The organism is Cutibacterium sp. LaCa_255 (assembly GCF_057458005.1).
Map to the genome: position 1 here is coordinate 328,544 of NZ_CP190956.1, position 13,891 is coordinate 342,434.

Annotated in this window: 12 protein-coding genes and 1 tRNA gene; 8 read left to right on the plus strand and 5 right to left on the minus strand. The window is 64.4% G+C overall.

Going from position 1 to position 13,891, the window contains the following annotated elements:
- The first annotated feature begins 36 nt into the window (after nucleotides 1-36).
- The 5 genes from ACP8ML_RS01365 to ACP8ML_RS01385 all read left to right on the plus strand — a co-directional run bounded on the left by ACP8ML_RS01365 (nucleotide 37) and on the right by ACP8ML_RS01385 (nucleotide 5,110).
- Nucleotides 37-1,272 carry a DNA polymerase III subunit delta' gene (locus tag ACP8ML_RS01365; RefSeq protein ID WP_486702993.1) on the plus strand — a complete coding sequence of 412 codons (1,236 nt, stop codon included), beginning with the start codon at nucleotides 37-39 and terminating at the stop codon, nucleotides 1,270-1,272.
- 103 nt (nucleotides 1,273-1,375) lie between these two features.
- A complete protein-coding gene (locus ACP8ML_RS01370; RefSeq protein ID WP_016666861.1) occupies nucleotides 1,376-2,182 on the plus strand; it encodes a DoxX family protein in 807 nt (268 codons plus the stop codon).
- Between the two features lie 74 nt (nucleotides 2,183-2,256).
- Nucleotides 2,257-2,949 (plus strand): regulatory iron-sulfur-containing complex subunit RicT, encoded by a 693-nt coding sequence (gene ricT, locus ACP8ML_RS01375; RefSeq protein ID WP_486702994.1) that lies wholly within the window; start codon nucleotides 2,257-2,259, stop codon nucleotides 2,947-2,949.
- 251 nt (nucleotides 2,950-3,200) lie between these two features.
- Nucleotides 3,201-4,643: an alpha/beta hydrolase gene (locus tag ACP8ML_RS01380; protein ID WP_171048673.1), complete on the plus strand. Its 1,443-nt coding sequence runs from the start codon at nucleotides 3,201-3,203 to the stop codon at nucleotides 4,641-4,643.
- Nucleotides 4,644-4,777: 134 nt separating this feature from the next.
- Nucleotides 4,778-5,110 (plus strand): hypothetical protein, encoded by a 333-nt coding sequence (locus ACP8ML_RS01385; protein ID WP_016666864.1) that lies wholly within the window; start codon nucleotides 4,778-4,780, stop codon nucleotides 5,108-5,110.
- A gap of 62 nt (nucleotides 5,111-5,172) precedes the next feature.
- Here the strand turns inward: ACP8ML_RS01385 and ACP8ML_RS01390 are convergent, their stop codons facing one another.
- Nucleotides 5,173-6,822, minus strand: a complete 1,650-nt coding sequence (locus ACP8ML_RS01390) for a DUF885 domain-containing protein (RefSeq protein WP_065673358.1) — start codon at nucleotides 6,820-6,822, stop codon at nucleotides 5,173-5,175.
- A gap of 157 nt (nucleotides 6,823-6,979) precedes the next feature.
- Between ACP8ML_RS01390 and ACP8ML_RS01395 the strand changes: the two genes are divergently transcribed.
- Nucleotides 6,980-7,055 (plus strand) — tRNA-Thr (locus ACP8ML_RS01395).
- 1,228 nt (nucleotides 7,056-8,283) lie between these two features.
- Nucleotides 8,284-8,934, plus strand: coding sequence for a hypothetical protein (locus tag ACP8ML_RS01400; protein ID WP_065673346.1), 651 nt, complete (start codon nucleotides 8,284-8,286; stop codon nucleotides 8,932-8,934).
- Nucleotides 8,935-9,072: 138 nt separating this feature from the next.
- On the opposite strand, the gene ACP8ML_RS01405 is transcribed toward ACP8ML_RS01400, so the two are convergent.
- Nucleotides 9,073-9,381: a hypothetical protein gene (locus tag ACP8ML_RS01405; RefSeq protein ID WP_065673347.1), complete on the minus strand. Its 309-nt coding sequence runs from the start codon at nucleotides 9,379-9,381 to the stop codon at nucleotides 9,073-9,075.
- Nucleotides 9,382-9,587: 206 nt separating this feature from the next.
- Entirely contained in the window at nucleotides 9,588-10,343 is a 756-nt protein-coding gene (locus ACP8ML_RS01410) for a trimeric intracellular cation channel family protein (protein ID WP_065673348.1), read from the minus strand.
- A 191-nt stretch (nucleotides 10,344-10,534) separates the two neighbouring features.
- Between ACP8ML_RS01410 and ACP8ML_RS01415 the strand changes: the two genes are divergently transcribed.
- Nucleotides 10,535-11,881, plus strand: coding sequence for a flavin monoamine oxidase family protein (locus tag ACP8ML_RS01415; RefSeq protein ID WP_065673349.1), 1,347 nt, complete (start codon nucleotides 10,535-10,537; stop codon nucleotides 11,879-11,881).
- Between the two features lie 201 nt (nucleotides 11,882-12,082).
- Here ACP8ML_RS01415 and ACP8ML_RS01420 read toward each other — a convergent pair whose 3' ends face one another.
- Both ACP8ML_RS01420 and ACP8ML_RS01425 read right to left on the minus strand, forming a co-directional pair.
- Entirely contained in the window at nucleotides 12,083-12,421 is a 339-nt protein-coding gene (locus ACP8ML_RS01420) for a P-II family nitrogen regulator (protein ID WP_069101975.1), read from the minus strand.
- Nucleotides 12,418-13,803: an ammonium transporter gene (locus tag ACP8ML_RS01425; RefSeq protein ID WP_486702995.1), complete on the minus strand. Its 1,386-nt coding sequence runs from the start codon at nucleotides 13,801-13,803 to the stop codon at nucleotides 12,418-12,420. Before ACP8ML_RS01425 ends, ACP8ML_RS01420 begins: the two co-directional genes overlap by 4 nt.
- Nucleotides 13,804-13,891: the final 88 nt, after the last annotated feature.

The following is a 13,891-nucleotide window of genomic DNA, read 5'->3' on the forward strand; positions in this document are numbered from 1 at the left end:
TACGAAGGTGTCGGCATGATCTGCAACGATGATCCCGTGAGCGATGTGTTGACCGGTGTGTGGGCCGATCTCGTGGGTCAGGAGAAGGCCGTCAAGGTGCTGCGCCGTGCGGCGGAGTCGCAACCGGGTCGCTCCTCCCACGCCATGAGCCATGCCTGGCTCATCACCGGACCGCCAGGATCGGGCCGGTCCAACGCGGCGAAGGCCTTCGCGGCTGCATTGCAGTGCGCCGAGCACGGCTGCGGACAATGCAATGCCTGCCGAACCACCTTGTCAGGCGCTCATCCGGACGTCACCCTGGTCCGCACCGAGGCGCTGTCCATCGGTGTCGACGAAGTGCGTGAATTGGTGCGACGAGCGGCGATGAACCCGGCGCACGGTCGTCATCAGGTGGTCGTCGTCGAGGACGCGGATCGCATTACCGAACGAGGCGCGGATGCCTTACTCAAGGCCATCGAGGAGCCAGCGCCGAAGACCGTCTGGCTGCTGTGCGCGCCCACTCCTGAGGACGTCATCGTGACGATCAGGTCTCGGTGTCGACGTCTCCATCTGGCCACCCCGCGCGACGAAGCTGTGGCAGACCTACTGACTCGACGTGACGGGATCCCCCCTGAGATGGCCGCCGAGGCTGCTCGAGCTGGCCAGGGCCACATCGGCCGGGCACGCCGTCTGGCTCGCGATGAGGAGGCTCGAGCGCGCCGCAACGCCATCGGTGAGCTCCCTACCCGGCTGCGGAGCCTGGGGGATTGCCTGCAAGCAGCCGAGGACCTCGTCAACCAGGCCAGCGAGGAGGCCGCCGCTGCCACCGCTGAGTCCGATGCCTCCGAGCGCGCCGAGCTGGAGAAGGCCCTGGGATTTGGTTCCGCACGGGCTCGTCCGCGCAATGCACAGGCTGCGATCCGGGATCTGGAGAAGCAGCAGGCCGCGCGGTCGAAGCGACTTCAGCGGGACGCCTTGGATCGCGTCCTGACGGAGCTGACCGCCTATCACCGCGATGTGTTGGCCATCCAGACCGGGGCAGTACGTCCGGAGGAGGAGAACGCTCTGCGAGGGGCTCGGCTGGTCAATGCCGGCTGGTCAGCCTCCTTGCACCGGGTGGCGCATTCCCAGAGCCCCGAACACACCGTTGCCACCATCGACGCCATCTTGGACGCGAGGAACTCCCTCGAGCACGGCGTCACCCCGTTGCTCGTGATGGAAACTCTCCTCATCGCCATGACGGGAGCAGCTCGCTCTCTGGCGAATCCCACTTGTCAAGGCCTGACGAAGTGAATGACAACGGTGTGTTGCACCACTGCCGGAGCCATTTTCGTGGCACAGTGTGAATGTGCCGTACCGTATCCTCGGTGCGGTCCCCAAGTCGTGAGGATTGAGCGTGAGCAAGGCGATCAAGAGGACTGCAGCGGACTCCACCGACGCCGAGACCACCCGGGTCATCCAGACGGGGGCCTCCCGCGTGGATGCCGATGCCAACCGCACTGAAGTCATCAAGCCCAGCGATTCGGCGGACTCGGAGCGCACCAGCGTCATCGACGACGACGTATTCCGTCCCGACACCGAGAAGACCCGCGTCGTTGATGATCGTGAGTTCGAGGAGGAGCGTCGCCGCCGTGAGCTGGCTGATCAGCGTGCCCGTGAGCGTGCTGACCGTCAGGCGATCGAGGCTGAGCGTCAGCGTCGTGCCGCCCATGCCGAGCCCGAGCCGGAGCCAGTGGCTGAGCCGACCCCCAAACGCACCACCGACAAGGCCATGGCCTCCTTGGGCATGTTCCTGTTCCGCATCGTCGTCGGCGGTATCCTGGGCATCCACGGGTTCCAGCACCTCACCCAGCGTGATCTGACCCTGCGCGCCGTGCAGACCCTCCCGTTGCCCAGCGGATACGCCCAGACCGGCGTATGGGTGCTCGGCATCTGCGAGTGCATTGCTGCCGTGTGCATCATCCTCGGCCTGTTCACCCGCATCGCCGGAGTCGGCGTCATCATCATCATGGTGTTGGCGTTGACCTTCATCTTCTGGGGCAGTTTCGCCATCTTCAAGACCATGGGCTTCAAGGGGGAACTGGAGCTCCTGCTAGCCGGATGCGGTGTTCTGCTGCTCTTCCTGGGCGCCGGTGGTTGGTCAATTGACGCCGCCTACCGGCGCAGCCGTGCCGCTGCGAAGGCTGAGGAGGCCGGCTACTGAGCCGAGTCGTAGCGGTCGCCTTCCGCGAATACGGACAACTTTTCCACCTCGACGTCGGGACTCTCGACGTCGAGGTGGGTTCATGGCTGCTCTACCCCACCCCTGACGGCCCGCTGGTGTGTCGGTGTGTGTGGGGGCCGGAAGAGGTTGTTCTTGATGGGGCCCTGCCGGTCTGCGCAGGTGTCGCCGATGACGAGGCCGTCGCCGCGGCGGCCCAGGACCGACACCACCGGGATGAGATCTTGCAGACCGCTCGGCGCACCGTCGAGGACCTCGGCGTCGAGATGGAGGTCCTGGCGATCGACCTGGTGGAGTCCGACGATGATCGCCTCATCGCGGTGTACTTCCGCGCTCCCCACCGGGTTGAGTTCGCCACCATTGTCGGGCCACTGGCGCGACGGCTGCACGCACGCATAGACCTGCGTCAGCTGCGCGGCCGAGACACCGCCCGAGCCGTCGGCGGGGTAGGGGCGTGTGGCCGTCCGCTGTGTTGCGCGACCTTCCTGCCCGAGCCGTTGTCGGTGCCGAATCGTCTCGTCACCGAGCAGGGGATGGCGTCCAATCCCTTGGCAGTGACCGGGGCATGCGGCAAACTCATGTGCTGCCTGCGCTACGAGTCTCCCTATTACGCCGATTTCGAGGCTGCCCTGGGAGAAGCCAGCGGCCCGGACGGTCCGGGTTGTCCGCTGGTGTCGGCCTGCTCGACAGCTGGACGACGCCGGCTGCAAGAGGAGCGCAAAGATGCCAGACCCAGGAGGTCCCCATGACTCGACGCGATCCGCGACGACGCACGATTGCCGCGGCCTTGGTCGCCTGCTCCCTGTTCTCGGTGACAGCCTGCACCACTGAGGAGCCCACCTCGGGGCCGACGATCACTCAATCCGCCTCGCCGACCCAGCAGTCCGCCACCCCGAGCCCCATGCCCTCGCCGTCCGTGACGGCGTCAGTCAAGCCGACCCAGGGGAAAGCTGACCCGAACCCTCCGGTCGCTTCGTTCGATCCCAAGGCCCATGCCCACTTGGAGGGTCCGGAGAGCCCGGACCGCCAGACCATGCACCCCGCATCGCAGGACGACAAGCAGTTCAGCAAGCCGCCAGCCGGTAAGGGGATGAACCGATACCTGTCGCGCAAGATTTCGTGGCATGCGTGCGGGAACTTCCAGTGTTCCAAGGTTCTCGTGCCGTTGGACTGGGATGATCCGAATGGTCCGGCGATTACCTTGGCCCTCAAGCGCAAGCCAGCGGAGTCGTCGTCGAAGGCGACCCTCTTCGTCAATCCCGGTGGCCCTGGCGGTTCCGGCCAGGAGATGGTGGACAGCTTCAAGTCCTCCGCCTTCCCGAACCACGACGTCATCGGGTGGGATCCGCGCGGAACCGGCCAGTCCACCCACGTTGACTGCGGCCCGGCGAAGACGATGGACGCCTTCTTCAACCTTGACGCGTCCCCCGACGATGAGGCCGAGTGGAAGGCGCTCGGCCGCGGCACGAGGGATTTCGCACGCAGTTGCAGGGCGCACTCCGGCGAGCTGCTGGATCATGTCTCGACGATCGACACCGCTCGGGACCTGGACTACCTGCGGTATCTCGTGGGCGACAAGAAGCTCGATTACCTCGGCATTTCGTACGGTACCTTCCTCGGTGCGACTTATGCCGAGCTGTACCCGGGGCGAGTCGGGCAGATGGTGCTGGACTCTACGGTCAACATCACCAACCACGACACCGTCAGCCAGAGCGTCGGGTTCGACCGAGCCTTCGGCGACTTCGCCAAGTGGTGCGCCAAACAGGGGCAGCGCTGCACGCTGGGGAAGAACGAGGCCGAGGTCCGCAAGACCACCCTGAACTTCCTCAACCATCTGGACTCCCACCCGTTGAAGGTCGAGAACCGAACCCTGACGCAAAGTCTGGCAGCGACTGGCATCGCCTTGTTCCTGTACTCGGGTAAGGAGGCATATCCCTACCTGGCGGGTTCCTTGCGTGGTGCCATGAAGGACGGGAACGGCAGCTACCTGCTGACAGCCTCCGATTTCTTGAACGGGCGTGGCAAGGATGGCCAGTGGGAGACGATCGTCTCTGCCTTCCCAGCGATCTCCTGCCTGGATCAGGCTGACTTCGGTCTGAACCACGTCCGGAAGGAGTGGCCCAAGGAGGCAGCCAAGGCGCCGACCCTCGGCAAGGCTCTGGGGATGACGCCGACCTGTGAGGTCTGGACGGCCCACCCGGCTCACCAGCTGTACCTGACGGCTCAGGGGGCGGCACCCATCTTGGTTCTGGGTGCCACGGGTGATCCTGCCACCCCCTACGAGCAGGCCGAGTGGATGGCTGACCAGCTCAAGTCCGGTGTGTTGCTGACCTGGCGGGGTGCCGGGCACTCGGCGTGGGAGCTTGGTAACCAATGCGTCAAGAAGGCCGTCGAGAGTTACGTCAATGACGCGAAGGTCCCCAGAGACAAGACAGTCTGCTGACGTTGGGGTGTGGCGGCAGGCCGTCCTGGTGCGACGGTATCCGCTGTTCGTGACGGCTGTCAGCACAGACGTGCGAGCCCGGCGGGAGGTTTGGGAGACGTCGTTACCCTTGTCGTCATGAGGAGGGATCGCTCATGACGTTGGGTCAGCGCCATGTCATTGGCATCGTGTTGCGTGTCACGGGCTTGGCCCTGCTCGCAGGCGCACTCCTTGCCCTGGAGTGGGCGTGGCGGTCCCACGCATGGAACGATCTGGAAGCCGTTGACGGGCACTGCGTCATGGTCGGGGCACGGGTCGACGACGGACGTGTCCCGAGGGTGGCATGCGAGGAGGACGGTGCCCGTTACGTCAAGGACGTCGTCAAGCCCGGTACGAATTGTCCGCAAGGATTGACGCGGGTGTCAGTGCGACATGAGCTCAGCCACGACACCGGGTACGTCGGCGCCCTGTGCCTGCGACATCCTTGATGTGAGGCCCCGATCCCGCCAGCCACCTCGTGGCCAGCTGGCGGGATCTCAGGCATGAGTCCTCAGGAGAGCACCGCTCGACGCAGTACGTCCAGCGGCAGAGCACCCATGCGCAGGACGTTGGTGTGGTACTCCTTCAGATCGAAGTTCGGGTTCTTGGCCTTCGCAGCCTCCCGCAGCTCCAGCCAGGTGCGCTCACCGAGTTTGTACGACGGGGCCTGGCCGGGCCAGCCGAAGTAACGGTTGACCTCGTAGCGAGCCGATCCCTCGTCCATGGAGACGTGGTTGTTGAAGAAGGTCCAGGCCTTGTCCCAGTCCCACTCGCCGCCGCCGACTTCCTCGGGGGCCTCGAACTGGCAGTGCAGGCCGATGTCGAGGACGACGCGGGCAGCGCGCATGGACTGCCCGTCGAGCAGGCCCATGAAGTGACCGGGATCGTCCATGTAGCCCAGATCAGCCATGAGCCACTCAGCATAGAGGGCCCAGCCCTCCCCGTAACCAGACGTCCAGTAATTGCGTCGCCACGAGTTGAGCTCGTCACGAGCAGCGATGGCCGATGAGGTCTGCAGGTGGTGACCCGGGGCGCCCTCGTGGTAGACGGTCGTCAATTCTCGCCAGGTCGTGAAGGTGTCGACGCCTTCTGGCACCGACCACCACATCCGGCCGGGACGGGAGAAGTCTTCAGACGGAGGCGTGTAGTAGACGCCTCCGTCGTGGGTCGGGGCGATCATGCCCTCGATGTGACGGGCCTGCTCGGGAACCTCGAAGTGGGTGCCGTCCAGGGAAGAGATGGCTTCGTCGGCGCGCTCCTGCATCCATGTCCTGAGGGACTCGATGCCGGAGATCTGGTAAGTCGGATCGGCGTCGAGGACCGCCATGGCCTCCTTGACGCTGGCTCCTGGACGGATGCGTTCGGCGGTCTCGCGCTGCAACTGCTCGATGCGGGCGAGTTCCTGCTTGCCCCACTCGTAGGTCTCGGCGAGGTCGACAGTGGTGCCGACGAACTGACGAGAAGCGAGACGGTAACGGTCGATGCCGACGGCGTCGGTCTCGGTGGCGCGCGGAGCGATCTCGGCGGCGAGGGTCTCTGCGGTGCGACGGAAGTTGGCCTTGGCGGCGTCGATGCCCTCAGCAAGTTCCGACTTCACGGAGTCGGGCAGGTCGTCGGAGGCGGTCCGCTTGAGGTAGTCGTCAAAGAATCCACCGTCGCCGGTCCAGGAGGTGATCTGCTCGACGAGAAGGTTCACCTGACGGATGGCGGGCGCGACACCGGCATCGATCGAGGCGCGCTGGGTCTGCAGCCAGCCGTCGAGAGCCGCGCCGGTGGCCTGCAGACGACGTGCGACCGTCGACACCTGATCGGGGGTCTCGGTGGGCATCGCGTCGTAAACCTCGCGGATCTCGTGGACGCCCGAGGCAATGCCGTTGAGGGTGAGGAGGTCGTATCCCTTGTCGTGGCTCTCGGCCTCCAGACCCAGGCTGGAGCGCATGGCGGAGACGGTGACCCTGTCGGTGTCGTCGGCAGGCATGGCCTGGTCGAGACGGTCCAAGGTGTCCATGACGAGCTGGTACCGGGTCTCCATTCCGGCGGGGGTCAGGTCGTCGTACTCATCCTGGTTGAGGTCCAGGCCGAGGGCGGTGGCCAGGATGGGGCTAGACGCCACGAGGGAGTCCCAGTGGTGGTCGGCAACCTCGTCGACCTCTGACCCCATCTGGTGGGTGGTGTGTGCGTTGTCATTGGTCACGAGGATGACGTTATCGCGAGTCGTGGACAGGTGGGAGTCGCGTGGTGTTCCAGAAAGAAGCGTACCGGTTTCGCGCCGAGGTCATCATGCCGGTATAGTCTTGCGAGCCTGCCATGGCGGGCGTGCCAACTTAGCTCAGTCGGTAGAGCGACGCTCTCGTAAAGCGTAGGTCACGGGTTCGATTCCCGTAGTTGGCTCCATCATGGCCGGACGCATCAGCGTCGACGCCATCTGGTCACTCCCCGATCTGCGGGATCTCTCACTGACGCCGTCTGCAGAGACCTCTTTGCCCCGTGGGCTCGCTGCGCGCGGTCAGGCATTCAAGAATCTTCTTCCGCCGAGTGTCACACGGCTCGACGGCGTACGCGCGCCTTACTGGACCGCGCTTAACCCCGTCAGGAGGCAAGGCAGGTGCCTCGCCTCCTGACGTGGCAGAAAGGAGGTCAGCATGGCTGATCTCGTTATCCCGGCGCTTCAGCCGGCGACTGCGGTCGCCAATGTGGCAGCCGCCGTGATTGCGGTGCGCAAGCTCCGCAACGAAAGCCGCCCCCGAGCTGCAACTCGGAGGCGGCGAGGCGGCAAGCGCCGGTAACCAAAGAGGGGATCCAGTTCCAAGAAGGGCCGGATTCCCTCCTTTTCAAGGCTATAACAGTCAACGTGGGCCAGGGGGAGGTCTCACCGCGGCGTCCGCTGATCGAGGTCTACACCGGCGTGGTCGTAGTCGCCACGATCCTCGTCGTGTCTTCCGTAGCAGGCTGGCGGCATTACTGGCCCACCAAAGGGCGAAGATTATCCATGGCCGGGAAAGCGTCGGCATGGTCGCAAACACAGTCTCAAGAACAGGAAGTCAGCGATGAACAGGTACGGCAGCGAGATACAGCGGTCCTGGGAGATGGCCTGCCCGGACGAGGTGCGTCAGATGGACAATCCCGAGGAATTCTTCGAGAGTCTGGGCCAGCAGGCATCGAGGATGATCAGCGACTTGACGACTCAGCTGGCCGGACCGGATGAACCGGGGGAGACGTACTTTCACAAGGTGGGGAGACTGAACCGGGCGAGGATGCAGGCCGAGGAGATAGCGCGGGCCGAGATCATGGCACCTCCCGAGGTCGAGGAGGACGACCTGATCGACCCGAGCCTCCCGACTCGGACCCGAATTACGGGCACGCAGGAAGTCCGGAGTCTCTGCGGGAATGGGCCGAGTGGATGGATCAGTTGGACAGGATCAAGGCGGAGGTCGAAGCCGAGTTCCCGGACGACGACTAGACCAACCGGCGTGGGGTACACCTCCGGAGACGTAGGCGGTCATATGCCTCTTCGCCGTCAAGACCTACGACAAGAACCGCCATACGTCCGGCTCTCGAACTGGCCTGCGCACGGGGACGGACGTCGACGTCGCTATCGACTCCGAGAAATAAGGAGCACGCAATGACCAGCACCACCTTCCGTCGTCTCGGTATCGCTCTGGCCGTGGCGGGGCTTACGTTGTCAGGATGCACAAGCACCGATCACTCTGATCGCGCACCCACCTCCACCACGCCCCCGCCGTCGGCCAGTGCACCGGCAATGGACACCACCACTCCTGCATCATTTCCACCGCAGAACCGGGTCTCAGCTGCCAGTCAGCAGAAGTCCAGAGGAGTCTCCTACTCGCGTATTCCGGACGATTTGACCCACCCCCAACAGGTGGCTGCTACCTTCGTCATCCTGGCCGCGACCGCTGATTGCCGTATTGACGGTGCGCCTCCGGACGCGTGGAAACGCGCCAACCCATTGGCAACACCCGATCTCGCTCACGAGCTCAGCACTCAAAAGCACGTAGCGCCAAGCCCGTGGTGGAAGGAGATGTGCGCTGATGACGGATTCATTGCCGTACTCATTGACAACGTTCTGGGAGGCGGCAGCGGGCAGGAACCCGGTTCGACTCCTGACCGCGATCCCAATATGACCGTCACGGTCCTGTTCCACCGCGCCTACAAGCGCGACGGGCGATGGTTTCGAGACATGCGGCTGCACGAATGGACCGTCACGTTCCACAACACCCAGGTCGCCGCCTTCGGACCCGACACCATTAGCTGACCCACCACAAGCCAGCGTTGGCCGGTCTGGTCCCGACCTGCTAGCCGCGGGCCGTCACGGCCAGGTATGGGGCGTCACGCCAAGCCAACGCCTTCCCTGCGAGGCCACTAGGACTGGCCCACAGCCGGCTCATCGTCCTCAGCGACGACGATCAAGGCCATCCAAATCTGTACCGGCTATAGCGGTCCTGATCTCCTCGATGAATTCACGGCGCTCGGCTTGTTTCTCCGCCTCATCGATCATCTTTTCCCCGCTACCGAAGAGCCCTCCACCATTGAACAGCACCACCAAGGAGACCACTCCGGCCACAATGACTTGAACCCTTGCCGCCCCGACGAATCCTGCCCAATGATTCATCGACAACGTGTTCAGCCGGATGAAGGACCACACCGCCCCGGCCAAACCACCAAGGTGCAACAGCTCACCGCAGAACAACATCAGGCCCACCGGAACACCATCACCAGAGCGTGGAAGAAGTTCAGAAAGATGTTGAACACAAAGCTCAACACTGCCTTAATCAACGCGAAGAGCAGTCAGATCATTCTGACTCCTTCCTAACTCACACCACCATAAGTCATCCTGGGGCTACAGCCTCCCGACGCAAGGGGTCGGGCCATGGCTCTCCTGCAGGTGCCAGTGGGCTGTGGCCGGTATTACTCCTGTGGACCTTTGACAGTGTCCCCTTGAGCCTCCTGGCGTGCTCGCAGCTTCTCCGCACGGCGTGCGGCTCGCGTCCGCAACATGTTCTGCACCTGCGATGACGACAGCTGCAGGGTCCACTCCGAATTCTGGGGCAGTACCCAACGATGGCGATGTGCCAATGCTGTGAATCCCAGTCCGACGAGGGTCGCGATGACCATTCCGAAGGAGGGGAATCCGCACTTCTGTGCCACGACCATGACGATGGCCGAGGCCAGCGCCGGCGTCGCGTAGAGGTGGTTGCCGCCGAAGACCTGCGGCACATTGCCTGCGCAGACGTCACGGATCATGCCACCGCCGACGGCCGTCATGAGCCCCAGCAGTAGGGCGGGCATGATGCCGAAACCAGCAGCCAGGGTCTTGAGGGCGCCGGTGGCGGCCCAACAACCCAACACCATGCCGTCGGCGAGAATGAGGGCGATCCGCCAGGGTCGGGAATCTAGCTTCCACAACATCGCCACGCCAGCGCCGACGAGCGCAACCGTCAAGTAGCGCGGGTCGGTCAGGGCAACTGGGGGAGCGGCTCCCAGCAGGACGTCGCGGACCATCCCGCCGCCCAACGCACTCGTGATCGCCAACACACAGAAACCCACAGCATCGAAACGCTTGATGCGTGCCAACCTGCCACCCAACACTCCGTTGAGGAGCACGCCGGTGAGGTCAATGGCGCGGAACAGTTCGGGCAACAGGGAGTTGAACTGGGAGAGCATCGCGGACAAGGTACCGCACGAACTCGCTCAACTCAGATTTGCGTTCACCGACTCGGGAAGGGCGAACCGGGGTGTCGAACAGGGTCTACGCGCAATGCGTCAGGGTGGCCCGGTACGATCGAGGCACCACGATTCGTAGGTCGCGGCCTGACTCCTCGGTTCGGCCGTACAGCGGAATTGCAAGGGGACCCATGTACGACAGCATCATTATCGGCGCAGGCCTTGCCGGACTGACGGCCGCCGAAGAACTCGCATCCGCAGGGCACTCGGTGGTGGTTCTGGAGGCTCGCTCCCGAGTGGGTGGGCGCCTCGAGAACGCCGAGTTGTCCAATGGGCAGGTCATCGAGTTGGGTGGCCAATGGGTCGGTGAGGGCCATGAAGAGCTTCGCTCCCTCATCGCCTCCCAAGGCCTTGAACTGGTCGACTCCACCGAGGGCGACGTCGTCGTCAAGGCTCGCGGACGGGTCTCCCACGTCACTAATTCCTCCAGCTCTGCCCACACCCTCAGCCCCTTCGAACTGTCTGACCTCGGTCAGGGCCTGCTGAGGTTCCGCCGTCTGGCCGATCGCGTTGCCAACAACAAGGGTTGGACGACGGCGAACGGTACGTGGCTGAATCAGTCCCTGAGTCAGTGGGTGGTCTCGAATGTGCGTACGGACGCCGGACGTGAATACATCACCAATCTTTTCCGGCGTGCCTTCGGGGTCTCTCCCGACGACACCACACTTCTTGATGGTCTGACGAAGGCCAACTCCGGGGTGGACCTGGAATCCCTCGTCGCCGTCAACGGTGGGCTCAAGCAGCAGCGCGTCAAGGGCGGTGTCGCCCAGGTCGCTCGCAACCTCGCGGAGCGTCTCGGCGATGACCTCAAGCTCTCCTGCCCGGTCCGCTCCATCCACGCAGACGACGACACCGTCACCGTCGCGACATCCGCCGGCACCGAGTACCAGGGGCGCAGCGTCATCGTCACCGTCCCTCCGCGTCTTCTCAAGGAGATCGAGTTCGATCCCGCTCTTCCGGCAGAGCGTCTCGAGATGGCCGAGAAGGTACCCGCAGGCAATGTCATCAAGGCCTACCTCGTCTACGACAGCCCGTGGTGGCGCACCTCCGGAGCCTCCGGCCAGATGGGTGCCGACGAGGGTGCCGTTCGCGTCATCTTCGACACCTCCGACGACGAGACCGGCCGGGGAGTCCTGATGGGCTTCTTCGAGGGCACCGAAGCGTCGGGCTACGGCAAACTCTCGGTGAGTCTGCGTCAGCGCGCCTTCGAGGAGGTCGTCGAGTCCGCCTTCGGTGAGGCTCCCCGCTCCGCGATCGAATACCTCGACCGCGACTGGCTCTCCGAGCCCTACACCGGTGGCTGCCACGGCGCCCACTTCGCTCCCAGTCTCTGGACTGCCACCGGCCCGATCCTCGCCCAGCCGTTGGGCAGGGTGCTCTTCGCCGGCGCCGAGTACGCCTCCTCCTTCAACGGCTACATGGAAGGCGCGCTGCGAGCCGGTGCTCGCGCGGCTCAGGAGGCTGTCGACCTGCTCTGATCCGTCTGACGCTGACCTCGGCGGCGAACCTTGCCACGAGGTCAGCAGCGGTGATGGTGTTCTCCGCGGCGACGTCATCAGCTGCCGAAATGAGGTCTGGCAAGGCCAGACCGTGACCGGACCAGTCCTGCGCCGCCTTCAGAAGGACGGCGCAGCGGGTACTGCTCGAAATTGATCTGTTGTTCCAGCCTGGGTTACGAATCAGATGGCGGCAGGGCCTCGTTCCCCGGTGCGGATCCGAATGACATCCTGGACGTCGCTGGACCACACCTTTCCGTCACCGATCTCCCCGGTACGAGCCGCGTCACAGATCGTCTCAACGACGTTCTCGAACTCCTCGTCGGTGCACAGCACCTCGACGCGGACCTTCTCGAGGAAGTCGATGGTGAACTCCGCGCCTCGGTAGACCTCGGTGTGACCCTTCTGGCGGGCGTACCCGGCGGCCTCGGAGATCGTCAGACCAGAGATTCCGGCCTTGGCGAGTTCGAGTCGGACGGTGTCGAGTGCCGATGGCTGGATGATGGCGGTGATGAGCTTCATGCTGAGACCTCTTCCTTGTCGGCGGTGGTGTCAGCGGCGCGGGCGGGCTTGCCGTCCGGGCGAGGGGCGGCCTCCTGGTGGGCGTGGGCCTTGGGTAGCACCAGAGAGGAGTAGCGGACGCTGGAGAAGTCGTACCCGGACTCGGCGTGCTCGACCAGGTCGATGCCGCGCAGCTCCTCGGCGGTGGAAACACGGATGCCCATCGTCTTCTTGATGACCAGGCCGATGAGGCCGCTGACGACGAAGGAGTAGGTCATCATCGCGAGGGCACAGATGATCTGGACCCCCAGCAGCTTGCCGTTGCCGCCGAGGAACAGGCCGGCTCCATTGGCCTCGAGGGAGGCGGGGGCGCCTTCAGCCATGGCATGCGGGTCCGCGAGGAATCCGACGAGGACGGTGCCCAGGAAGCCACCGACCATGTGGACGCCGACGACGTCGAGGGAGTCGTCGTAGCCGAAGCGGTACTTCAGGCTGACGGCCAGGGCACAGACGGCGCCGCAGACGATGCCGATGATGACGGCGCCCCACGGGGAGACCGACGCGCAGGCCGGGGTGATGCCGACCAGGCCGGCGACGATGCCCGAGGCGGCGCCAAGCGTGGTGGGCTGATCGTCGCGGATGCGCTCGACACAGATCCATGCGAGCATGGCGGCGGCAGCAGCGGCGAGGGTGTTGACCCAGGCCAGACCTGCGGTGTCATTGGCCCCCAGCGCAGATCCGGCGTTGAATCCGAACCAACCGAACCACAGGCCGCCGGCACCGAGCATGACGAGGGTGGTGTTGTGCGGACGCATCGGCCTGGAACCAAATCCGACGCGTGGGCCGAGGATGAGGGCCAGGGCAAGGGCGGCAGCGCCGGCGTTGATGTGGATCGCGGTGCCACCGGCAAAGTCGACGGCGTGCATGGTGTTGAGGATCCAGCCGGTGCCGAACACCCAGTTGGCGGCCGGGAAGTAGACCAGCAGGCCCCACAGGATGGTGAATACGACCCAGGCGGAGAACTTCATACGGTCAGCGACGGCGCCGCTGATGAGGGCAGTTGCGATGATGGCGAAGGCGGACTGGAAGGCGACGAAGACGAATCCGGGAATGGTTCCGACCTCGGTTCCCATGACCCCGTGGAGTCCGAAGTACTGGGCGGGGTTGCCGATGAGGCTTCCCCACGGCGGGTCACCGAAGGCCATCGAGTAACCGCAGACCACCCAGAGGACGCCGATGGTCCCCATCGCAACGACGTTCATCATGAGCATGTTGAGCACGCCCTTGGCTCGCACCATACCGCCGTAGAAGAAGGCGAGCATCGGTGTCATGAACAGCACCAAGGACGCGCTGGCGAGCACCCAGGCGGTGTCGCCGGCATTGATCTCAAGCAGTGGTGTCATGGTGTCAATCGTCATCTGGCAGCGTTGCGGAACCGTTTGGTCGGCGTTACTGACATGTGAAGAATCGCGCTCTTGTGTGACGACGGTG